Annotated in this window: 19 protein-coding genes; 10 read left to right on the top strand and 9 right to left on the bottom strand. The window is 72.6% G+C overall.

Features of this window, described 5'->3' with window-relative positions:
* Positions 1-154: 154 nt before the first annotated feature.
* Positions 155-1,402, bottom strand: coding sequence for an MFS transporter (locus AC6JBM_RS16815; protein WP_497984525.1), 1,248 nt, complete (start codon positions 1,400-1,402; stop codon positions 155-157).
* Between the two features lie 154 nt (positions 1,403-1,556).
* Here AC6JBM_RS16815 and AC6JBM_RS16810 point away from each other — a divergent pair, with 154 nt between their 5' ends.
* A complete protein-coding gene (locus AC6JBM_RS16810) occupies positions 1,557-2,879 on the top strand; it encodes a pectate lyase family protein (protein WP_497984524.1) in 1,323 nt (440 codons plus the stop codon).
* A gap of 18 nt (positions 2,880-2,897) precedes the next feature.
* Here the strand turns inward: AC6JBM_RS16810 and AC6JBM_RS16805 are convergent, their stop codons facing one another.
* The gene (locus AC6JBM_RS16805; protein ID WP_497984523.1) at positions 2,898-3,443 is read right to left on the bottom strand and encodes a TetR/AcrR family transcriptional regulator; all 546 of its coding nucleotides are present in this window, start codon (positions 3,441-3,443) and stop codon (positions 2,898-2,900) included.
* Positions 3,444-3,858: 415 nt separating this feature from the next.
* On the opposite strand from AC6JBM_RS16805, the gene AC6JBM_RS16800 reads away from it, so the two are divergent.
* Together AC6JBM_RS16800 and AC6JBM_RS16795 are read left to right on the top strand one after the other, a co-directional pair.
* A complete protein-coding gene (locus AC6JBM_RS16800; protein ID WP_497984522.1) occupies positions 3,859-4,608 on the top strand; it encodes an aminoglycoside adenylyltransferase domain-containing protein in 750 nt (249 codons plus the stop codon).
* Positions 4,609-4,617: 9 nt separating this feature from the next.
* A complete protein-coding gene (locus AC6JBM_RS16795; RefSeq protein ID WP_497984521.1) occupies positions 4,618-6,894 on the top strand; it encodes an ATP-binding cassette domain-containing protein in 2,277 nt (758 codons plus the stop codon).
* A gap of 772 nt (positions 6,895-7,666) precedes the next feature.
* Here the strand turns inward: AC6JBM_RS16795 and AC6JBM_RS16790 are convergent.
* Together AC6JBM_RS16790 and AC6JBM_RS16785 are read right to left on the bottom strand one after the other, a co-directional pair.
* Positions 7,667-8,746, bottom strand: a complete 1,080-nt coding sequence (locus AC6JBM_RS16790) for a sensor histidine kinase (protein ID WP_497984520.1) — start codon at positions 8,744-8,746, stop codon at positions 7,667-7,669.
* A gap of 20 nt (positions 8,747-8,766) precedes the next feature.
* Positions 8,767-9,429 (bottom strand): response regulator transcription factor, encoded by a 663-nt coding sequence (locus AC6JBM_RS16785; RefSeq protein WP_497984519.1) that lies wholly within the window; start codon positions 9,427-9,429, stop codon positions 8,767-8,769.
* Between the two features lie 85 nt (positions 9,430-9,514).
* On the opposite strand from AC6JBM_RS16785, the gene AC6JBM_RS16780 reads away from it, so the two are divergent.
* The 3 genes from AC6JBM_RS16780 to AC6JBM_RS16770 are packed head-to-tail and all read left to right on the top strand — an operon-like array spanning position 9,515 to position 12,701.
* Positions 9,515-10,447 (top strand): ATP-binding cassette domain-containing protein, encoded by a 933-nt coding sequence (locus tag AC6JBM_RS16780; protein WP_497984518.1) that lies wholly within the window; start codon positions 9,515-9,517, stop codon positions 10,445-10,447.
* Complete coding sequence (locus AC6JBM_RS16775) at positions 10,444-11,976, top strand: ABC transporter permease subunit (protein WP_497984517.1); 1,533 nt, start codon at positions 10,444-10,446, stop codon at positions 11,974-11,976. Before AC6JBM_RS16780 ends, AC6JBM_RS16775 begins: the two co-directional genes overlap by 4 nt.
* Positions 11,973-12,701, top strand: coding sequence for an ABC transporter permease (locus tag AC6JBM_RS16770; protein WP_497984516.1), 729 nt, complete (start codon positions 11,973-11,975; stop codon positions 12,699-12,701). The genes AC6JBM_RS16775 and AC6JBM_RS16770 overlap by 4 nt, the downstream gene beginning before the upstream one ends.
* 221 nt (positions 12,702-12,922) lie before the next feature.
* Here the strand turns inward: AC6JBM_RS16770 and AC6JBM_RS16765 are convergent, their stop codons facing one another.
* Positions 12,923-13,834, bottom strand: coding sequence for an alpha/beta hydrolase (locus tag AC6JBM_RS16765; RefSeq protein WP_497984515.1), 912 nt, complete (start codon positions 13,832-13,834; stop codon positions 12,923-12,925).
* A gap of 16 nt (positions 13,835-13,850) precedes the next feature.
* Here AC6JBM_RS16765 and AC6JBM_RS16760 point away from each other — a divergent pair, with 16 nt between their 5' ends.
* From AC6JBM_RS16760 to AC6JBM_RS16750, 3 genes are all read left to right on the top strand, one after another.
* Positions 13,851-14,195, top strand: coding sequence for a winged helix-turn-helix transcriptional regulator (locus AC6JBM_RS16760; protein ID WP_497984514.1), 345 nt, complete (start codon positions 13,851-13,853; stop codon positions 14,193-14,195).
* Between the two features lie 70 nt (positions 14,196-14,265).
* Positions 14,266-16,707 carry a glycoside hydrolase family 3 N-terminal domain-containing protein gene (locus AC6JBM_RS16755; RefSeq protein ID WP_497984513.1) on the top strand — a complete coding sequence of 814 codons (2,442 nt, stop codon included), beginning with the start codon at positions 14,266-14,268 and terminating at the stop codon, positions 16,705-16,707.
* A 103-nt stretch (positions 16,708-16,810) separates the two neighbouring features.
* The gene (locus AC6JBM_RS16750) at positions 16,811-17,107 is read left to right on the top strand and encodes a hypothetical protein (RefSeq protein WP_497984512.1); all 297 of its coding nucleotides are present in this window, start codon (positions 16,811-16,813) and stop codon (positions 17,105-17,107) included.
* Positions 17,108-17,190: 83 nt separating this feature from the next.
* Here AC6JBM_RS16750 and AC6JBM_RS16745 read toward each other — a convergent pair whose 3' ends face one another.
* Complete coding sequence (locus tag AC6JBM_RS16745; protein ID WP_497984511.1) at positions 17,191-18,006, bottom strand: tyrosine-protein phosphatase; 816 nt, start codon at positions 18,004-18,006, stop codon at positions 17,191-17,193.
* A 63-nt stretch (positions 18,007-18,069) separates the two neighbouring features.
* On the bottom strand, positions 18,070-18,507 hold the full coding sequence (locus tag AC6JBM_RS16740) for a VOC family protein (RefSeq protein ID WP_497984510.1): 438 nt from the start codon (positions 18,505-18,507) through the stop codon (positions 18,070-18,072).
* Positions 18,508-18,569: 62 nt separating this feature from the next.
* Here AC6JBM_RS16740 and AC6JBM_RS16735 point away from each other — a divergent pair, with 62 nt between their 5' ends.
* A complete protein-coding gene (locus AC6JBM_RS16735) occupies positions 18,570-18,959 on the top strand; it encodes a VOC family protein (protein ID WP_350626096.1) in 390 nt (129 codons plus the stop codon).
* A gap of 37 nt (positions 18,960-18,996) precedes the next feature.
* Here the strand turns inward: AC6JBM_RS16735 and AC6JBM_RS16730 are convergent, their stop codons facing one another.
* Both AC6JBM_RS16730 and AC6JBM_RS16725 read right to left on the bottom strand, forming a co-directional pair.
* Entirely contained in the window at positions 18,997-20,694 is a 1,698-nt protein-coding gene (locus AC6JBM_RS16730) for a CBM35 domain-containing protein (protein WP_497984509.1), read from the bottom strand.
* A gap of 29 nt (positions 20,695-20,723) precedes the next feature.
* On the bottom strand, positions 20,724-22,541 hold the full coding sequence (locus tag AC6JBM_RS16725; RefSeq protein ID WP_497984508.1) for a glycoside hydrolase family 127 protein: 1,818 nt from the start codon (positions 22,539-22,541) through the stop codon (positions 20,724-20,726).
* Between the last annotated feature and the right edge of the window lie 4 nt (positions 22,542-22,545).

The raw sequence follows: 22,545 nt of genomic DNA, 5'->3' as shown, positions 1-22,545 counted from the left end.
CGGGGATTACATCGGGCCGATCGCCCGACAGAAGAGTGGCGGGGCGGTGCCGTGCGGGTGCGCGCCGGTTCCCACGGAATCGGGGCAAATACCCCGGCAGGCGAAAAATCCGTTATGTCGCGGTGCGGAGCGCCCGACATAACGCGCGGAGCGACTACTCGATCGCGGGTACCCGGTGGCCGTGGCGGGTGTAGAGCGCGGCCAGGCCCGTGCCCACGCACAGGGCGGCCGAGCTCAGCGCCAGCGACCAGTGCACGCCGATCGCCTGGCCCAGCACGCCCACCGTCACGCCGCTGCCCGCGCGCAGGCCCGCGGACGACACGTTGTAGACCCCGATGACCCGCCCGCGCTCGGCCGGCGGGGCCAGCAGCTGGGTCACGGTCTGGCCGATCGACATCGACGCCAGGTTGGCCACGCCGCCGATGAAGAGCAGGGCCACGGCCAGCCACAGGTTGCCGGCGACCGCGAAGAGGAGGCTGCTCAGGCCGTACACCAGCGTCGTCACCACGGCCGCGCGGACCGTCGGGCGCAACCAGCCCGTCGCCTCGAGCAGGAGGCCGCCGACCACGCCGCCCGCGCCGGCGGCGAAGAGCAGGATGCCGTACACGTCCGTGCTGCCCGGGCTCAGGTCCTCGGCGAAGTTCGGCATCGTCGCCTGCATCGCGGTGCCGACGAAGAACGACGCCAGGCCGGCCAGGATGATCATGCTGATCAGGGTGTGGTCGCTCGCCACCTTGCGCAGGACCTTCACGGTGTCCAGCAGCCCGACGCGCTGCGCCGCGGGCCGGCCGTGGCGGGTGTGGCCGGTGAACCTGGTGCGGAACAGGAACAGCGTCAGCGGCAGGTAGAACGCGATGTTCGTGAGGATGCCCGCCTTCGGGCCGAGCCAGAGCAGCAGCCCGGAGCCGACCGCGGGGCCGAACAGCACGCCGAGGCTGCGGAAGGTCGCGTTGAGCCGGACCGCCGAGACGAGGTCCTCGTCGCCGACGAAGTCGTGGAGCATCAGCTGCTCGCCCGGGCCCCACAGGGACCCCGCCATGCCGTGCAGCACCAGCAGTACACAGGCATGCCAGATCTGCAGCGTGTCGGTGATGAACAGGATCCCCCACAGCAGGGAGACCAGCATGAACAGCGCCTGGGCGACCTGGATGACCCGGCGGCAGTCGTAGCGGTCGGCGAGCCCGCCGAACCACACCGAGAACAGCAGGAACGGCACCCAGTGGCTGATCACCTGGAAGCCCGCGAGCGCCTCGGAGTGGAACTTCTGCCACAGCACCCAGTACGTGATCACGTGCTCCACGTTGTCGGCCATCATCGACAGCGCGGCACCGAAGAGGTACGGGCGGCAGTCGCGGTTGCGCAGGGCGGCGAACCGGCGGGCGGCCGGGGCGGCGGCGGTCATGGTGCAACCCTCTAATGCCCCTTACCGCCGGCCCGACCCACGGCCGCCGGAAGTGACGACTGCAACAAACCTGCAAACGCCACGCGTTGACTCGCCGTAGCGCCGGTGCCACCGTGGTCCCAGGAATGCGCTTTCCTGAATCCTGGAGGACTGCATGCACGTAGGTATCCGGGCCGGTCTCACCGCCGCCACGGTGGCCGGGCTGGTCGTGGCCGGGGCGGTCGTCGCCGCGCAGGCGAACGCCGGGCAGGTCAAGGCCGGCCCCCCGGCGGTGCCCGCCCAGGCGCGCGCCGTCCTGGCCGCGGGCGACGGCTGGGGCTCGGCGGGCGCCGGCACCACGGGCGGCTCGGCCGCCGACGACGCGCACGTGTTCGTGGTGCGCACCCGCGACGAGCTCGCCGCGGCGGTGGCGGGCAGCGCGCCGAAGATCGTGCTGGTCGCGGCCACGATCGACGCCAACGAGGGGCGCGGCTGCGCCGACTACGCGGACCCCGAGTACGACCTGCAGGCGTTCCTCGCCGCCTACGACCCGGCGACCTGGGGCCGGGTGGCGCCGACCGGCCCGCTGGAGGACGCCCGGGTGCGCTCGGCGAAGAACCAGGGCCTCAAGGTCAAGATCGAGGTCGGGGCGAACACGACGATCTACGGGCTGCGCAATGCCCGGATCAAGGGCGGCAACCTGCTGCTCACCAACGTCAACAACGTGATCATCCGCAACGTGGCCTTCGAGGACGCCTACGACTGCTTCCCGACCTGGTCGCCGACCGACGGTGACACCGGCAACTGGAACTCGCTGTACGACAGCGTGACGCTCAGCGGCGCGACGAACGTGTGGCTCGACCACAACTCGTTCACCGACGGCGCCAACCAGGACGTCAACCAGCCGGTCTACCTCGGCCGGCCGTACCAGGTGCACGACGGCGCGGCGGACATCATCAAGGGCTCCGACTACGTGACGGTGTCGTACAACAACCTGTTCGAGCACGACAAGACGATGCTGATCGGCTCGACGAACACCCCGGGCGTCGACGTGGGCAAGCTGCGCGTCTCGCTGCACCACAACCGGTTCGCCAACCTCGGCCAGCGGGTGCCTCGGGTGCGCTTCGGGCAGGTGGACGTGTACAACAACTACTACTACGCGACCGACGAGGACACCTTCGTCTACGCGATCGGCGTCGGGGTGCAGTCGCAGGTGTACGCCGAGAACAACTTCGTGCTCCGCAGCGCCGACACCCCGCTCAACGCGTTCGTCTACAACTGGGGCGGCACGCGGATGACGGAGAAGGGCACCCTGGCCCGGGTCGGCACCGGCCCGATCGTCGCGGTGAACCTGCTCGACGAGTACAACGCGGCGTTCGACCCGGACATCGCGACCGACGCCGGCTGGACCCCGACCCTGCGCGCGGGCCTGGACCCGGCGGCGAGCGTGCCGGGGCTCGTCACCAAGAACGCGGGCGCGGGCAAGCTGCCGGGCTGAGCCCGCGCCCAGCCGTGCTCATGCGGGCGGGCCGGCCGCGGTCGCGGCCGGCCCGCCCAGTGTCGTCTCGATGAGCTGGTCGAGCCAGGCGGCGAGCTTGGCCCGGCCCCAGCCGCGCTGCTCCACCAGCAGCGCCACGGTGTGCCACGTGACCAGCGCCCAGAGCGTGTCCGTGGCCCGCCCCACCGTCAGCCCGGGCCGCAGCCGCCCGGCCTCCGCGGCATCGCGCACGAGCGTCTTGAGCCGCGCGCGGCGGGCCCGCTCGTGCCGCCGCCACGCCTCGCGCAGCACCGGCTCGGCGTGCGCCGCCTCCTCGAAGGCCCGCTCAAGAGGATACCGCCGCAGCAGCGCGCCCGCGGTGTCCTCCGGCCCCGGCGCCGCCTCGCCGCGGCGCACCGCGAGCAGCAGCAGGCCCGGCTTGTCGGCGAGCGCGTAGACCGACTTCGGTGTGACCCCGGCCTCCTCCGCGACGGCCGCGATGGTCGTGCCGGCGTAGCCGTGCCGGGCGAAGAGACGCTCGGCCGCGGCCGCGATCGCCTCCCGCGTGAGTGCGGCCTGCGCCACACGACGGGGTGCGTAGTAATTTCTCACCGTGTTCGGTGCAGTCATGCTCACCTCATTTCACGAGAAGTGTATCGAATACAGATGAACAGTTGGTGGCGCTGGCACATGCGGTACGACGGAAGCGGTTTGCCGTTGAGAAGTCCAATGTGGACGAAAAGTGCCTACCTGAGGGCTTCCTGAAATCTTGGTGAAACCCTTTGTTCACCGCCGGTTTGGTCGTAGTGTCTGTGTCGTTGCCGAGCCCCTGGAGGTGATTCCCATGGCGAAGAAGTCCAAGAAGTCGAAGAAGGACAAGAAGAACAAGAAGAAGAAGTAACCTCTGCACAAGCGGTGGCCGAGGTCGGGGACCCCTCGACCCGGCCCGCCCGCAGCACAGAGTGGTCCGAGAGTGGCCCGCAGGGTTTACAACTGAGCGGTGAGCACACTCGACGGATACCTCGGCGCGGTCGTCGGCCGCCTCCAGGGCATCTTCGGCGGCCGGCTCGTCGGGGTGTACCCGGCTGGCTCGCTCGCCTTCGACGCCTATGTCCCCGGCCGCAGCGACGTCGACCTGCTGGCCGTCGCCGAGCGCCCGGCACCGGCCGAGATCGCGGCCGTCACCGCCGCGCTGGACCACGGGCGGCTGCCGTGCCCCGCCGCCGGCCTCGAGTTCGTCCTGTACGACCGGGCCACCCTGGCCGGGCTCTCCACCGAGGCCGGATTCGCGCTCAACCTGAACACGGGCGCGCAGCTGCCGCCGAAGGCCGAGACCGGCCCCGGCGACGGGCTCACCTTCTGGTACCCGATCGACCGCGACATGGTCCGCCAGCAGCGCCGCGCGCTCATCGGCCCGCCCTTCCCCGGCCTCGTGACCCGCGTGCGCCCGCGCGTGCTCCTGCCGGTCGTCGCCGAGTCGGTCGCCGCCCAGCTCGCCGGCCTCACGGACCACGGCGACAACGCGGTGCTCAACGGTTGCCGGGCGCTGCGGTACCACGCCGAGCACACCTGGTCACCCAAGCGCGCCGCCGCCGCGTGGGCCGCCGAGCACCTGCCGTCCGAGGCCCCGGTGATCCGCGCCGCGCTCGCGAGCCACGCCGAGAGCCGCGACGCCGGCCGCACCGTCGACCGGGCCGCCGCCGAGTCGTTCCTGCAGAAGGTGCATGCCATCGTGACCGCGCCCGGTTAGGGTGGCTCGGTGCATGTCGCCGACAGTCATGACCTCATCCAGGTCCACGGGGCCCGCGAGAACAACCTGAAGAACGTCAGCGTCGAGATCCCCAAGCGCCGGCTCACGGTGTTCACGGGCGTGTCCGGGTCCGGCAAGAGCTCGCTCGTCTTCGGCACGATCGCGGCGGAGTCGCAGCGGCTCATCAACGAGACGTACAGCGCGTTCGTGCAGGGCTTCATGCCGAGCCTCGCCCGGCCCGACGTCGACCTCCTCGAGGGGCTGACCACGGCCATCATCGTCGACCAGGAGCGGATGGGCGCGAACTCCCGCTCCACCGTGGGCACCGCGACGGACGCCAACGCCATGCTGCGGATCGTGTTCAGCCGGCTGGGCGAGCCGAGCGCCGGGCCGGCGTTCCACTACAGCTTCAACGTGCCCGCCGGGGCCTGCCCCCGCTGCGAGGGCATGGGCAACGTGACCGACATCGACCTCGACGAGCTGTTCGACAAGAACAAGTCGCTCGCCGAGGGCGCGATCACGGTCCCCGGGTACACCGTCGACGGCTGGCTGGTGCGCATCTTCGCCGCGTCCGGGTTCGTCGACGCGGACAAGCCGATCAAGGACTACACCGAGCAGGAGCGTCACGACTTCCTCTACAAGGAGCCGGTGAAGGTCAAGGTCGAGAGCATCAACATGACGTACGAGGGGCTCGTGCCCCGCGTGCAGAAGGCCTTCCTGCAGAAGGACAAGGAGGCCCTCCAGCCGCACCTGCGCGCCTTCGTCGACCGGGCGGTCACGTTCACCGCCTGCCCCGAGTGCGGCGGCACCCGGCTCAACCAGGCCGCGCTCGCCTCGCGCATCGGCGGGGTGAACATCGCCGACGCGTGCGCGATGCAGATCAGCGACCTGGCCGAGTGGGTGCGCGGCATCGAGGGCCGCTCGGTCGCGCCGCTGCTGGGCACGCTCCAGCGGACGCTGGACTCGTTCGTGGAGATCGGGCTCGGGTACCTCTCCCTCGACCGGCCGTCGGGCACCCTGTCCGGCGGTGAGGCCCAGCGCACGAAGATGATCCGGCACCTCGGGTCGTCGCTCACGGACGTGTCGTACATCTTCGACGAGCCGACCGTCGGCCTGCACCCGCACGACATCCAGCGCATGAACGGCCTGCTCCAGCGCCTGCGCGACAAGGGCAACACCGTGCTCGTGGTCGAGCACAAGCCCGAGACGATCGCGATCGCCGACCACGTCGTCGACCTCGGCCCCGGCGCGGGCGGGTCCGGCGGCACGGTGTGCTTCGAGGGCACCGTCGAAGGACTACGCCGCAGCGGTACCCTGACCGGCCGCCACCTGGACTATCGAGCCGGACTGCGGCCTCAGTTCCGCAAGCCCTCCAGCTTCCTGCAGGTGCGAGGCGCGAACACGCACAACCTGCGCGACGTGGACGTGGACATCCCGCTGGGCGTGCTCGTGGTCGTCACCGGCGTCGCCGGCTCCGGCAAGAGCTCGCTCATCCACGGCTCCATCCCCAAGAGCGCCGGCGTCGTCTCCGTCGACCAGGGCGCGATCCGCGGCTCGCGGCGCAGCAACCCGGCGACGTACACCGGCCTGCTCGACCCGATCCGCAAGGCCTTCGCGAAGGCGGGCGGGGTGAAGCCGGCCCTGTTCAGCGCGAACTCGGAGGGCGCCTGCCCGAACTGCAACGGCAACGGCGTCATCTACACCGACCTGGCCATGATGGCCGGCGTCGCCACGATCTGCGAGGAGTGCGAGGGCAAGCGCTTCCAGGCGTCGGTCCTGGAGTACCGCCTCGGCGGCCGCAACATCGCCGAGGTCCTCGCGATGCCGGTCACGGAGGCGCACGAGTTCTTCGCGACCGGCGAGTCGCGCATCCCGGCCGCGCACACGATCCTGTCCCGCCTGGCCGACGTCGGCCTCGGGTACATCAGCCTCGGCCAGCCCCTGACCACGCTCTCCGGCGGCGAGCGCCAGCGCCTGAAGCTCGCGATCCACATGGCCGAGAAGGGCGGCGTGTACGTTCTCGACGAGCCGACCACCGGCCTGCACCTCGCCGACGTGGAGCAGCTGCTGGGCCTGCTCAACCGCCTGGTCGACGCGGGCAAGTCGGTGATCGTCATCGAGCACCACCTGGCGGTGATGGCCTCGGCCGACTGGATCATCGACATCGGCCCCGGCGCCGGCCACGACGGCGGCACAGTCGTCTTCGAGGGCACCCCCGCCGACCTGGTCAAGGCTCGTTCCACGCTCACGGGCGAGCACCTGGCGGGCTACGTGACGCCCGCGTGAGCGGCGCCTTCGAGGGCACGCTCCACGCTCACGGGCGAGCACCTGGCGGGGTGCGTGGCGCCTGTGTGAGCGGCGCCTTCGGGGGCGCGCCCGCCGATCTGGTCGAGGCTCGTTCCACGCTCACGGGCGAGCACCTGGCGGGGTGCGTGGCGCCTGTGTGAGCGGCGCCTTCGGGGGCGCGCCCGCCGACCTGGTCAAGGCTCGTTCCACGCTTACGGGCGAGCACCTGGCGGGCTACGTGACGCCCGCGTGAGCGGCGCCACGGACACGGTGGTCTTCGAGGGCTCGTTCCACGCTCACGGGCGAGTACCTGGCGGGGTGCGTGGCGCCTGCGTGAGCGCCACCGGCGCCCGTGAGCGACCGGGACCACCGAAGCGGGAAGCGGCGCCTCGAAGTGCCACCCCTGCCCGTCGTGCCCAGGGGGCACCGTGGGCATCTCGGCCCGGGCGACCGGCACGGCTGGGACCGCCGGGGCCCGAGGCGTTCGGCGTCGGGCTCGACTGCCGCGCGCTCGCGGTGCGGGCGCACGACGAGCCGGGCGGCGGCTCATCACCGTCCACGCCGGCGCCGCGGTGGCTGGTCCGCCCGGAAGGCCTTGAGATCGGCCGCCGGGGCTTGCCGGCCGGCGGAGGCGACCTGCACGCGTTCGAGCGCGGCGCCTGGTTCTCTCGACCGGCCCGGACGGGCTCAGAGCAGCGTGACGGTGACTCAGAGGCCCCCGCCGGGCAGTGCGGTCGCGGTGGCTTCTGGTGCTCGATCGGGCTGGGCGGGCTCATGGGAACGTGACGGTGACTCGGAGGCCGCCGCCGGGTGGCGCGGTCGCGGTGAGGTCGGCGTGGTGGGCGTTCGCGATGGCCCGGACGATGGCCAGGCCGAGGCCGTAGCCGTCCTTCGTCGTGCGAACGCGCTGGGCGCCGAGGCGCTGGAACGGCTGGAAGAGGCGGTCCAGCTCATCCTCCGGCACGACGGGGCCCGTGTTCTGCACGCTCAGCGTCGCGCGGCGGCCGGTCACGCCGGTCGTGACCGTCACCGTGCCGCCCGGCACGTTGTGCTTCGCGGCGTTGTCGACGAGGTTCGCGACCAGGCTCTCCACCAGGTCCGCGGCGCCCTTCGCCGGGGCCGCGCCCAGGCTCGCGGTCAGCGTCAGGCCCTCGAGCGGGCGGTCGGCCAGGACGCGGCGGGCCACGTCGGCCAGGTCCAGCGGCAGCGCGTCCTCCACGCCCTGCTCGCCCGTCGCCAGGGTCAGCAGCGAGTCGATCAGCCTCGCCTGGGACTCGCCGAGCGTCAGCACTTCGCGGGCGGCCGCACGCAGGTCGGCGGGGGAGGCCTCGGGATCGGCGAGGGTCACCTGGAGCAGGGCGCGCTGGGCGGTCAGCGGCGTGCGCAGCTCGTGCGAGGCGTTCGCGACGAAACGGCGCTGGGCCGCGAAGGACGCCTCGAGGCGGGCGAACAGGTCGTCGAGGGTCTCGGCCAGCTCGGCGAACTCGTCGCTGCGGCCCATCTCGCCGAGCCGGCGATGCAAGTTCGTGGCGGAGATGTCCCGGGCGGTGTCGATCATGATTCGCAGCGGGCGCAGGAAGAGGCCGGAGACCTGCCAGCCGAGGACGACTGCGATGACCAGCATGGAGAACATCGAGAACACCACGAGCTTGATGAACGCGGGAGTCTGCTCCGACTCGATGCCGCCCAGCGGGGCCTGACCATCGCCGACCGGCGACGACACCCTCGTCCCGAGCAGCGGGATGAGCAGGAGCACGAGGCCGGAGACCAGGAAGGGGCCCGCATAGAGGAACGTCAGCTGGCGGCGGACCGTCCAGCGCCAGTTCATGCGCCAGTTCGTAAGCCAGTTCATGAGCCACTCTATGCGCCACCTCATGCCGGACCGACCCGATAGCCGGCCTCGCGCACGGTGTGGATGACGGGCGGGTCGCCCAGGCGCCCCCGCAGCCGCCGGATCGTGGTCTTCACCGCGGTCGTGAACGGGTCCGCGGCCTCGTCCCAGACGCGCTCGAGCAGCTCCTCGGCGGACACCGGGCGGCCGCCGGCGGCCATCAGGCACTCCAGCACACCGAACTCCTTCGGGCTCAGCTCCAGCCGCCGCCCGCCGCGGGTGGCGGCGTGCCGGGCGGGGTCGAGGGTCAGGTCGCCGACGGTCAGCACCGGCGGCAGCGCCGTGGTCGGGCGGCGGGCGAGGGCCCGGATGCGGGCCACGAGCTCGTCGAAGTCGAACGGCTTGGGCAGGTAGTCGTCGGCGCCGAGGCCGAGGCCCTGGATGCGGTCGCGGACGGTGCCCGCGGCGGTCAGCATGAGCACCCGGCTGGCCTGATGGCGCTCGACGATGTGCCGGCACACCGTGTCGCCGGCGACGCCGGGCAGGTCGCGGTCGAGGATGACGACGTCATACCGCGTCACCGCCAGCTTCTCCAGCGCCTCCGCCCCGTCGAGGACCACGTCCACGGCCAGGCCCTCGCGCCGCAGGCCGGTGCCGATGGTCCGGGCCAGGATCTCGAAGTCTTCCACGACGAGCACGCGCATGCGTCCACGATGCCAGGCCGCCGGTGTCAGCGCGGTGACAGCCGACGACACCGGGCTGTCACCGCCCGCCGCGTAGAACCGAACCATGCATGACGCCACCATCACCGTCGACGGGCTGCGCAAGCGGTTCGGCCCCAACCTGGCCCTCGACGACATGACCTTCACCGTGCGGCCCGGGCGCGTCACCGGGTTCGTCGGGCCGAACGGGGCCGGGAAGTCGACCACCATGCGGGTGATCCTCGGGCTCGACGCGGCCGAGGAGGGACGCGCGCTCGTCGGCGGTCGGCCGTATCGGGGCCTCGCCCGGCCCCTGTGCCACCTCGGCTCGCTGCTGGACGCCGCGGCGCTGCAGCCGGGCCGGACCGCCCGCAACCATCTGCTGTGGCTCGCCCACTCGCAGGGCCTGCCGGGCCGCCGCGCCGACGAGGTGCTGGAGCTGGCCGGCCTCGGCGGCGTCGGACGGCGGCGGGCCGGCGGCTTCAGCCTCGGCATGCGCCAGCGGCTCGGGATCGCCGCGGCGCTGCTCGGCGACCCGCCCGCGCTGATGCTCGACGAGCCGTTCAACGGGATGGACCCCGAGGGCATCATCTGGATGCGGACGTTCCTGCGCGACCTGGCCCGCGAGGGCCGGGCCGTGCTCGTCTCCAGCCACCTCATGAGCGAGCTGCAGGGGACCGCGGACCACGTGGTCGTGGTCGGCCGCGGGCGCGTCATCGCCGACGCGGGAGTGGCCGAGCTGCTGGCCGGGGCCGCCAACGGGAGGATCGTCGTGCGCTCCTCCGCGATCGACCGGGCTTCTGTTGTACTGCGGGAGCATGCCGATTCGGTCCTGCCCAACGGCGACGGCACGCTCACGGTCACCGGCGTGGCCGCCGAGGAGGTCATCGCGCGGCTGACCGCGGCGGGCGTGCCGTTCTCCGAGGTCTCCGCGCACCGCGCCACGCTCGAGGACGCCTACCTCGACCTGACCCGCGACGCGGTCGAGTTCCGCGCCGCCGCCCCCGGGGAGGCGCGATGACCTTCGCACGCGTCCTGCACGCCGAGTGGACGAAGCTGCGCACCGTGCGCGGCTGGGTGCTCGGCCTGCTCGCCGGGGCCGCGGTCATCCTCGCGCTCGGCCTCACGCCCAGCCGCGGCGGCTCCTGCGACGTCTCTGACTGCACTCCGGCGCACGGGCCCGAGGGGCAGGCGGTCGCCGACCAGTTCACCTACGTGCACCGCACCCTCACCGGCGACGGCAGCATCACCGCCCGGGTCGCGGACCTCACCGGGCGGCTGCCGACGTTCGACGGCGAGCAGGCGCGCGACGGGCTCGCGCCGTGGGCCAAGGCCGGCCTGATGATCAAGGACGGGACGAAGGCCGGCTCCGCGTACGCGGCGGTGATGCTGACCGGCGAGCACGGGGTGCGGCTGCAGTGGAACTACGTGCACGACGAGGGCCTCGACCCCGGCGCGAAGGTCAAGCCGCAGCCGGTGTGGCTGCGCCTGACCCGCGCCGGTGACACCGTCACGGCCGAGAAGTCCGCCGACGGCACGGCGTGGGTGGCGGTCGGCTCGGCCCGGCTGCCGGGGCTGCCGGCGACCGTCACGGCCGGGATGTTCGCGACCTCGCCGCAATACTCCGAGCAGGTCAACGAGTCCGTCGTGCTCTCCGGTGTCTCCGGCGCGCCGAGCACTGCCACCGGCACGTTCGAGCATCCGGCGACGACCGGCACCTTCTCGGCGGACTGGGAGGGCCCGCCCGGCGGCGCGGGGCCGGAGCCGGCCGGAACCGGTGCGCCGGACGGCGCGCGGGCTCGTTCGCAGGGGCCGCAGACGGGCGCCGCGCCGACCGCGGACGGCTGGACGGTGACCGGCTCCGGGGACATCGCGCCCGCGGTCTCGGGCGCGGCGGGGGGCAGCGTGACGATCAGCCAGACGCTCGTCGGGACCTTCCTCGGGCTGATGTTCGTGGTGGTGGTCGGGGCCGTGTTCGTCGCGGGGGAGTACCGCCGCGGTTTGATCCGCACCTCGCTCGCCGCCGCCCCGCGCCGGCTGCACCTGCTCACCGCCAAGGCGCTCGTGCTCGGCGGCGCCGTGTTCGGGCTCGGGCTGGCCGCGGCCGCGGTCGTGGTCGCCTTCGGCCCGCAGGTGCTGCGCGGCAACGGGGCCGCGGTCGCCTACGCCTCGGCGGCGACCCAGGTGCGGGTCGTGGCCGGCACCGCGCTGCTGCTGGCCCTGTGCGCGGCGCTCGCGGCCGGGTTCGGGGCGCTGCTGCGCAAGGGTGTCACCGCGGTCACCGTCTCGATCGTCGTGATCGTGCTGCCCTATCTGCTGTCGGTCACGGTGCTGCCGCTGCGCGCGAGCGACTGGCTGCTGCGGGTGACCCCGGCCGCGGCGTTCGCGCTGCAGCAGAGCGAGCCGCGCTGGGACCAGGTCGACAACATCTACTCGCCCGCGGACGGGTACTTTCCGCTGCCGGCGTGGGGCGGGCTGGCCGTGCTCGCCGTGTGGGTCGCGGTGGTGCTCGGCGGCGCCGGGTACCGGCTGCGGCGGAGGGACGCATGAGGGCCGCCGTGCACGCCGAGTGGACGAAGCTGCGCACGTCGCCGGGCAGCTGGTGGCTGCTGGTGGGGGTCGCGGCGGCCACGATCGCGCTGAGCGCCCTCGCCGCGGTGGCCGTGTCGTGCCGGGCCGGCTGCACCGCCGACCTTCCGAAGGTCTCGCTGACCGGGGTGCAGCTCGGGCAGGCCGTGGTCGCGATCCTGGCGGCGCTGGTGATCGGCAACGAGTACACCACCGGCATGATGCGGGTCAGTCTCGCCGCCGTGCCCGGGCGCACCCGGCTGCTGGCGGCCAAGGCGCTGGTGCTGCTCGCGACCACCTCGGTCGCGGCGGTCGCGGGCGTCGCCGGGTCGGTGCTCGCGGGCCGGGCGCTGCTACCCGCGCACGCGTTCGTGTGGCGGCCGGTGGTCGGGTCGGTGCTGTATCTCGAGCTCGTCGCGCTGCTCGGGCTCGGCCTGGCCGCGGCGGTGCGCAGTCCGGCGGGCGCGGCCGGGATCGTGCTGGCGCTGCTGTACGCGTGGCCGATCGTCGCCCGCGCGGTGACCGACAAGGCGTGGTCGCGGCGGCTCGACCAGCTCGGCCCGGGGACCGCCGGCGCCGCGGTGCAGGCCACGAAGGACCTGGCGGCGCTGCCGATCGGGCCCTGGGCCGGGCTCGGGGTGCTGGGGCTGTGGGCGCTGGGCGCGCTGGTGCTCGGCTGGCTGCTCCTGGTGCGCCGCGATGCGTAGGCTGCGTTCTGCGGATGGTGCCGGTGCGATCGGCCGGGGCGGGGCGTAAGGGTGCTCGGGCTGGCTCCTGGTGCGCCGCGATGTGTAGGCCGCGTTCTGCGGATGGTGCCGGTGCGATCGGCCGGGGCGGGGCGTAAGGGTGCTCGGCTGGCTCCTGGTTCGCCGCGATGTGTAGGCCGCGTTCTGCCGATGGTGCCGGCACGATCGGCCGGGCGGGGCCCCTAAAGGTGCTCGGCGAAGAAGTCGGCGGTCGTCTTCGCCGCGTGGGCGACGTGGGGCTCGTTGTCGTACAGGTCGATGTGCCGTTCGCAGTCGAGCCACTCGATGCGCTTCGGACCCGCCGCCCGCTCGAACAGGCGGGCGGCGAGGTCCGGGGAGCAGTAGGCGTCGACCTTGCCGTGCACGACGAGCAGTGGGGTGCGGCCCAGCAGCGGTGCGGCGCCGAGCGCGTCGAATGTCATCAGGCTGTGCAGCGAGCCGCGGGTCACCCGGTTCTCCCAGGTCGGGGCGGCTGAGCGGGCGGTGCCGTAGTAGGCCCACGGCTCGTCGCCGCCCATGGCCGCCTCCCCGCCGTCCTCCGCCACGGCCGGGATGAGCTCGTCGTAGTGCTCGACGAAGGCGCGCAGGGCGGCGCGGTAGCCGTCGGAGTGCTCGGGGCTGTTGTAGCCGCCCGCGATCCCGGCTACCGCCCGCACGCGCGGGTCCTGGGCCGCCGCCCGCACCGCGTAGCCGCCGCCGAGACACACGCCCAGCAGCCCGATGCGGTCCGGGTCGACGGCCGGGTGGGCGGCGAGCGCGGAGACCGCGGCGCGCAGGTCGGCGAGCTTGCCCTGGGTGTCCTCGTGACCTCGCCGGCCGCCGCTGGCCCCGAAGCCGCGGTGGTCGAAGGCGAGCGTGACGAACCCGGCCTCGGCGAGCCGCTGCGCGTACGTGCCCGCGACCTGCTCCTTGACCCCGGTGAACGGGCCGGTGACCGCGAGGGCCGGAAGCGGCCGCTCGGCGCGGGGGATGCGCAGGTGCCCGCCGAGCGCTATGCCTTCACTGACAAATGCAAGTGCTGCAAGGTGTACTGCCATGGGGCGACGATAGGCTTGCCGGCGGTACCGATGAAGAAGGCACTTTGCGGTGCCCATGCCGGCCGGAGGACCGATGGCGCTGGTGATCCCCGACGTCCTCGACGAGACGTGCGCGACGCGGCAGGCCCTCGAGCGGCTCGCCGCCAAGTGGCGCGTCCTGCTCATCTACGCCCTGGCCGCGGGGCCGCAGCGGCACGCGGAGCTGCGCCGGCGCGTCCCCGGCATCACGCAGAAGGTGCTGACCGAGACCCTGCGCGGCATGGAGGCCGACGGGCTGGTCGAGCGGCGGGTGCTGAAGGAGTCCGCGCCGCAGCACGTGGAATACGCCCTCAGCCCGCTCGGCAAGACGCTCGAGGGGCCGCTACAGGCCATCTGCGACTGGGCGTCGATGAATGTTACACCGCCACCATCGCCCTGAGCTGCACGTTCAGGTCCCCTACCCATCGACCGGCCAAAAACTGTCGTACCCCCAGCCTAAGGTCCGGGGCATGCGCCGCCCAGCCCTCATCGCCGCCCTCGCCGCCCTCTCGGCCGCCGCCGCCACGCTCGTCGGCGTGCTGCCGGCCGCGGCCGCCGAGCCCTATCTCGACCCGAGCCTGCCCGTCGCACAGCGGGTCGCGGACCTGATGTCGCGGATGAGCCTCGACGAGAAGCTCGGGCAGATGACCCAGGCCGAGCGCGGCTCCGCGTCCGCCGCCGACGTCACCAACTACCGGCTCGGCTCGATCCTGTCCGGCGGCGGCTCCGCTCCTTCGCCGAACACCGCGAGCGCCTGGGCCGACATGACCGACGCCTTCCAGCGCGGCGCCCTCGCCACCCCGCTGAAGATCCCGATCCTCTACGGGTCGGACGCGGTGCACGGGCACAACAACGTCGTCGGCGCGACGATCTTCCCGCACAACATCGGCCTCGGCGCCACCCGCGACCCCGCCCTGGCCCAGCAGGTCGGCCGGGCCACGGCCGACGAGGTCAAGGGCACCGGGGTGCACTGGACGTTCTCGCCGTGCGTGTGCGTGGCCCGCAACGACCGCTGGGGCCGCACCTACGAGTCGTTCGGGGAGAAGCCCGAGCTGCCCGTGTCGATGGCGACGATCATCGATGGGTACCAGTCCGGCGGCGTGCTCGCGACGGCCAAGCACTACGTCGGCGACGGCGGCACCACCGGCGGCGTCGACCAGGGCGACACCCAGATCTCCGAGGCCGAGCTGCGGGCCGTGCACCTGCCGCCGTTCCAGGAGGCGATCCGCCGGCACGTGGCCTCGGTGATGGTCTCCTTCTCCTCGTTCAACGGGCAGAAGCTGCACGGCAACGACTACCTGCTCAACGGCGTGCTGAAGGGCGAGCTGGGCTTCGACGGGTTCGTCGTGTCCGACTGGAACGGCATCGACCAGATCGAGGGCGGCGAGGGCTTCACCGCCTCCGAGGTCCGCCGGGCGGTCAACGCGGGCATCGACATGGTGATGGTGACGACCGCGTGGAAGCAGTTCATCGACGTCCTGCGCGGCGAGGTCCAGGCCGGGCGGGTCACCACGGCCCGCATCGACGACGCGGTGCGCCGGATCCTCACGAAGAAGTTCGAGTTCGGGCTCTTCGAGCACCCGTTCGCCGACCGGACGCTGACCGGCACCGTCGGCAACGCCGCGCACCGCACCGTCGCCCGGCAGGCCGTGCGCGAGTCGCAGGTGCTGCTCAAGAACACCGGGGTGCTGCCGCTGGCCAGGAGCGGCAAGATCTTCGTGGCCGGCAAGAGCGCCGACAACATCGGGCTGCAGAGCGGCGGCTGGACCGTCAGCTGGCAGGGCGCGTCCGGCAACACGACGCCGGGCACCACGATCCTGCAGGGCATTCGCGCCTCGGCCGGGTCGTCGGCGACGGTGACGTACAACGCGTCGGGATCCGGCATCGACCGCAGCTACAACGTCGCCGTCGCGGTGATCGGGGAGACGCCCTACGCCGAGGGCCAGGGCGACCGCCCGAACTCGCTCGGTCTCGACGCGACCGACCTCGCGACCCTCAACACCCTCAAGGCCTCCGGCGTGCCGGTGGTGGTCGTGCTGGTCTCCGGCCGCCCGCTGGACATCGCCGCGCAGCTGCCGGACTGGAGCGGCCTGGTCGCCGCGTGGCTGCCCGGCACCGAGGGTGCCGGCGTGGCCGACGTGCTCTTCGGCGACTACGCCCCGACGGGCAAGCTGCCGATGACGTGGATGCAGTCGGCGTCGCAGGAGCCGATCAACGACGGCGACGGCAAGACGCCGCTGTTCGCCTACGGCTACGGCCTGACGTATGCCACGACGCCGCCGCCGAGCGCGCCGGGCCAGCCGGGCACCCCCGCGGTCTCGGCCGTGACCAGCACCTCGGCCACGCTGACGTGGACCGCCCCGGCGACGGGCACGGCCGCGGTGTCCTACCGGGTGTACCGCGGCGACACGCTGCTGGCCACGGTCGCGTCGACCGCCTACCAGCTGACCGGCCTGACCCCGAACACGACCACCTCCTACACCGTGGTGGCCGTCGACTCGGCGGGCCGCACGGGCCCGGCCTCGGCCGCGGCGACGGTGACCACCCCGCCGGCCACGACCACGCCGCCGCCGACGAGCACGCCGCCGCCGTCGGCCGCGTGCGCCGTGACGTACTCGGTGAACGACTGGGGCGGCGGCTTCACCGGCACCGTGTCGGTGAAGAACACGGGCAGCACCACGATCAACGGCTGGACGCTGGGCTTCACGTTCCCGGGCAACCAGAAGGTGTCCCAGGGCTGGTCGGCCACGTGGACGCAGTCGGGCGCGGCGGTGACCGCGAAGAGCGAAGCGTGGAACGGCACGCTGGCCCCGGGCGCGTCGCAGTCGGCCGGCTTCAATGCGACGTACACCGGCGCCAACGCCCGCCCGGCGTCCTTCACGCTGAACGGCGCCGCCTGCAGCGTCTCGTAGGCTCGCGGCTCATGGACGCTCGTGCCGAGCGGCCGCACGGTGACGACGTGCGGCCGCACGATGCCTCGCTCCGGCGACCGTGCCGTCGACCAGCGTCGCGGTCATGCCGCACGACGTCGGGCTCCAGTCCGGGACGGCCGTCTTGCAGAGCGACAGCATCCGCGTGTCCCTGGTCCACCGTGTCGCCGCTGACGTCCAGCCCTGTTCGTACGAGCGGCTCGGCACGCCGAAGATGGTGCGGCTCGCCGCGGAGAGGATCGAGACCGCCTGCCGGCTGCCTCGGTTGCCTTCCGGTCGCGCTACGGCACGCGTCGCGCAGCGGCGGGCCGTTGAAGACTTCCCGTCGGGTCCCGGCGCGCAGGCAACCGGCGTCATTTTCCACCCGGCGGCGTTCGCGTAGCCCGGAGACCGTAGCCGATGGGCCGCGCAGCGGCCTCGCCGGCGACGCTGGAACTCGCCGACGCGGCCGGTGCTTGGCGGGTGTCAGACCAGCAGGCGCGCCTTGATGGCGGCGATGTCGGCGTCGGTGAGCATGAGGCCGCTGTGCAGGTACGCGGTGAAGCTGCCGTAGATGTGGTTCATCTCGGCGAAGGCGGCCCGCAGCCAGGCCACCTGCACCGCGTCCGAACGGCCCAGGTAGGTGTTGCTCAGCAGGAAGTCGGCCTCGACCGTCGCCATCGGCACGCCCAGCAGGGTCAGCAGCACCGCCGTGGCCCAGCCGGTGCGGTCCTTGCCGGCCGAGCAGTGGTACACCACCCCGCCCGAGGTGTTGGTCGCGACCGCGCGCAGCGTGTCGCGGAAGGCGTAGTCGGCGCCGACGAAGTTCACCATGAACGGGTAGCCGATCGACTGGCCGAGGTCGGAGGAGCCCGAGAGCAGCCCGGCCGCGATCGCCGCCGCCAGGGTCAGCGCCGCGTTGTCGTGGAAGCGGATGCCGTGGCTGAGCGAGGCGACGTCGGCGACCTGGTAGGCCACCCCGGCCGGCGCGTGGTCGGGCTCGTCGGAGCGCTCGACCGCGTTGCGCAGGTCGACGTCGCGGGTGATCCCGTGGGCGACGACGGTCTGCCACTCGGCGGCGGTGAGGTTGGACAGCTTGTTGGACCGGAACACCACGCCGGTGCGCACGGTGTGCCCGTCGGCGGTGGCGTAGCCGCCCACGTCGCGGAAGTTGGTGGCGTAGGCCAGACCGAGCGACCGTTCCCAGGTCGCCGCGGGCGCGGCCTGGGCCGGCGTGGCGATGGCGGCGCCGGCCAGCAGCGCCGCCGCGAGGGCCAGGGAGGCCCGGCGAGTGATCGTCATGGACCTGACCCTCGACCCCGGCAGTGACAGGCGTCTATCACCGGGGGTACGGGCGGATGACGTTCACACGACGCAGAGCTCGTTGCCCTCCGGGTCGAGGAGCACGACGTGGTCGGGGCGGCCCTCGAGGTCGAACACGGCCTGCTCGGTCGCGCCGGCCGCGATCAGCCGGTCGGCCTTGGCCCGGACCTTGGGCCAGCGCTCCTCCCACGGGGCCGCCCGTCCGCCGCCGACCTGCACGTCGAGGTGGATGCGGTTCTTCGCGGTCTTCGGCTCCGGCACCTTCAGGAACGAGATCCGCGGGCCGGCGCCGCTCGGGTCCTCGATCGCGGCGCCGTCGTCCCACTCGTCCTCGGGCACCTCGAAGCGGACCAGCCACTGCTCCCAGCTGTCGAACCCGGCGGGCGGGGCGGCCGGGACGTAGCCGAGGGCCTCGCACCAGAAGGCGGCCAGCGCGCCCGGCGCGGCGCAGTCGAACGTCAGGGTGAACGGCGTCGTCATGCTCCGGAAGTGTGCCGGGCTTGATAGGCAAGCCGCGACTTGCCTATGCTGTCGGGGTGACGATCCGAATCAACCTGGCGAGCGTGTTCGTGACCGACCAGGCCGCGGCCCTGCGCTTCTACACCGAAATCCTCGGCTTCGTGAAGAAGACCGACATCCCCATGGGCGGCGGCGTCAGCTGGCTCACCGTCGTCTCCGCCGACCAGCCCGACGGCGTCGAGCTGGTCCTCGAGCCCTCCGGGCACCCCGCCGTCGCGCCGTTCCGCGAGGCCCTCGTCAGCGACGGCATCCCGTGGACGTCCTTCGCGGTCGAGGACGTCCAGGCCGAATACGACCGGCTGGTCGCCGCCGGCGTGGTGTTCACCCAGCCGCCGACCGACATGGGGCCCGTGACCACTGCGGTGTTCGACGACACCTGCGGCAACCTGATCCAGATCGCGGCCCAGAAGTGAACGGGCGCTCCGGCGGGGAGCCGGAGCGCCCGGCACCTCACGACAGCGTGATCGCGTCCAGCTCGGCGTAGCCGGTGCCGCCCGCGAAGGACGGCGCACCCTTCGCGAGGCGGATGGTGTTGTACCCCGCGTTGAGCGAGACGGACACGTTCACGGACGCGCCGAACGAGCCCCACGCGCCCGTCGCCGGGTAGCTGACGGTCGACCAGCCGCCGCCGTTGTACGCCAGGCCCTGTGTCGCGGTCGCGCCCGTCCCGTTCGCGTAGCGGATGTTCATCGTGTACGACCGGGTCTGCGGGACGTTGACGATGAAGTCCACGAACGCGTCGTTGCGGCTGTTGGCCGAGCCGTCGATCTGCCCGACGTAGCCACCCGCCGACGCCGAGGAGGACGAGAACCGGTTGGCGTTGACGACCGCCGCGTTCTCGGCCTCGTACCGCTGCTGCCAGGTCGCGATCCCGGACGTGGGCGTGATGAGCAGCTGGTAGGCCGCCCACGCGTCCATCCCGCTCACCGGCACGCTGATCGCGCCGCCGGAGACGGTGTAGGTGGCGGTGGACACCGTCGTCGGCGCGCTCTGGTTCGTGGTGCGGCCGGTGGTGCCCGTGCGCGAGAGCGTCACCCGCACCTGGGAGCCGAGCGCGCCCAGGCCGGTGACGCGCACGGTGTTGGCGCCGCTGTCGCCGCCGAAGACGACGTTGACGAACTTGCGGGTCGGGTCGTAGGCGGCGACCCCCTCCAGCCAGGAGCCCGGCACCGTCTGCACGATGTTGCCGGCCATGTCGCCGTACCACTTGTAGGCCCAGTAGGACGCCGTCGGCGCGTTGTTGTAGAGCAGCCCGTTGAGCGTGCCGGCCTCGTACCAGTACGCGCGCTCGGCGTCGCGGATGCCGTACCGCTCGAAGACCGCCATGTAGTGCACGGCCACGCTCGGGATGTCGACCTGGCTCGGCGAGGCGTACTCGTTGATCGAGATCGGCCGCGGGGAGATGCCCAGCGACGACTCGATCGCCCGGTAGTCGGCCACGTGCGCGCCGACGTTGAGGTAGCTGTCGTTGTCCAGCTCGTGCCAGACGATCACGTCCGGCACCGTGTTCGTGTTCTTCGCGTTGGTGAGGAAGTCCACCATCCAGCCGTGGTTGTAGACCGAGTGGCTCGGCCCGACGATGGGGGTCACCGAGTCCAGCGACCGTACGAGCTGGAAGGTGCGGGTCCAGCCGGCGTTGAACGAGCCCGCCGAGGCGGTGTTCCACGTCCAGTCGGGCTCGTTCCACAGCTCGTAGCCGTCGACGTTGGTCACGCCGGTCGCGTTGACCCGCGCCTGCACCATGGTGCGGACCTTCGACTCCCAGTCCGCCCAGCTGACCCAGCGGTACGGGAAGTTCGGGTAGATGTCCGGCAGCCGGTAGAACTGCCGCGCGCCGGCGCTGGTCACCTTGCCCGCGACCTGCAGCCCGTCGCAGCAGGGCTGGGTGGCGCCGTTGCCGAGCTGCTGCCCGCCGGGCGGGGGCTGGGTGAAGTGGTTCATCCGCAGCGGGTACAGCTGGGCCAGCGGCGGCTTGGTGCCGGTGTCGACGCCGTAGAGGCCGCCCGACGCCACCTGGGTGACGGGCCGCACGACGGTGCCGACGTTGACGGTGAGGGTGTTGCCGGCCGCGTGGGCCGGGCCGGCGAAGACGCCGGTGGTGACGAGGGTGGTCAGGATCGCCGTGGCGGCGGCTGTTCGGATGCGCACTGCATCACCTCGGGGTGTTTTCGGGGGTGTTATGGGATGAGCGGAATCCAGACCCGCATGGGTCCGGGGCCGCGGTTGGCCCACAGGAAATAGGGGATGAGGGCCGCAAAGTCCCGAACGGACAGCGCGACCGGGGCGAGCGGATGGTCGCGCCTGAGCTCGATCGGGGCCTCGGGGTCGAGGTAGAGGTCTTCGAAGTAGCGGCCGGGCACGTCGGCGTGCTCGAGGCAGTAGACGATCGGGCCGCGGGCGAGGGCGGCGGTGCCCCGGACGGCGTCGACCCGCGGGTGAGGGCGCACGAGCCGGGGCGGCATGGGCAGGACGAGCTCGACCCGATCGCCGGCCTTCCAGACGCGTTCGAGACGGATCCAGCCATCCTCCACAAAGGACATTGGCGCGCCGTTGACGGTCACGCGGGCGTCGGTGCACCACGAGGGCACGCGCAGGGTGAGCGTCCAGGGCTCGCCGGTGGCCTCCGTGAACGTCAGTGCGACGGTCTCGTCCCAGGGGTACTCGGTGGCCACGGAGATCGTGTGGCCGCCGGCGGTGCAGGTGCCGGGGGAGTACAGATGCAGCTGCAGGCCGTGGTCGCCGCCGGTGGCCGCGTAGGTGTGCAGCGACGCCATCAGCCGCGCGAGGTTCGGCGGGCAGCAGGCGCAGCGGTACCACGGCAGCCGGGCGCCCGGGGCGTCCTCGTCCGAGCCGTCGTGCCCGGTGCGCAGCTGCAGCGGGTTGGAGTAGAAGAACGCGGTGCCGGACTGCGCGGTGCTGCCGGCGATGCCGTTGCACAGCAGCCGCTCCATCTCGTCGGCGTAGCGGGCGCGGCCGGTGGCCAGCAGCAGCCGCCAGGCCAAGTGGAAGGAGCCGATCGCGGCGCACGTCTCGGCGTAGGCGCGGTCCGGCGGCAGCTCGTACGGGTCGCCGAAGGCCTCGTCGCGGTGCCGGGAGCCCTGCCCGCCGGTGAGGTAGGTCTTGGACTCCATCGCCGAGTCCCACAGGCGCTCGGCGGCCCGCAGCAGCTCGCTGTCGCCGGTCTCGACGGCCACGTCGACGGCGCCGGCGAGGAGGTACACCTGCCGCACGACGTGCCCGGTGACCTCGGGGGCGTCGCGCACCGGCACGTGGTCCTGGTAGTAGGCGCGCTGGCCGAACCGGCTCTCCGGGCCGAGCAGCCCGTGGCCGCGGCGCTCCACGAGCAGGGCGGCGAGGTCCAGGTAAGGCCGGTGCCCGGTGACGCGGAACAGCTCGACGAGCGCGGTCTCGATCTCGGGGTGCCCGTCCACCGCCTCCTCGCCGCCGGCCCCGAAGCGCTCGACGAGCAGGTCGGCGAAGCGGCGCGCGACCCCGAGCAGCTGCTGGGCCGCCGGGTCGTCCGGGGCGCAGCGGGCCCCGGCGACCGCCGCCTGCACGAGGTGGCCGGCGGTGTACATCTCGTGGCTGGACGGCAGCTCGGCCCACTGGCGGTGCCGCTCGCCCGCCTGGAAGTACGACACCAGGTACCCGTCGGGGTCCTGGACCTTCGCCAGCAGCTGCGCGGTCTCGGCCACGAACGACGGGAACCCGCCGTCCCACAGCGCGGCCTCGAGCGTCTTGTGCACGTCGGTGTCGGCGAACCAGTAGCCCCGGTGCGGGCCGTCGAAGTCGCCCGTGACCCGGCGCAGGTTGTCGAGGTTGCCGTGCGCGTGCAGCTGCTCGACGCAGTGCGGCAGCGTGGCCGCGCGGTTGCGTTCCTGCCAGCCGCCGAGCAGGCCGCCGCGGTCGAAGCGGACGGCGTCGGCGGGCAGGGGGCGCAGCGCACTGATCGCCCGGTCGGTGGGCACGGCGGGGCCGAGGGAGGTGTTGTGCATGCGG

This window comes from Dactylosporangium thailandense, assembly GCF_059739745.1.
The sequence above is the reverse complement of the archived record's forward strand: the minus strand, read 5'-3'. Positions and strand labels throughout refer to the sequence as shown.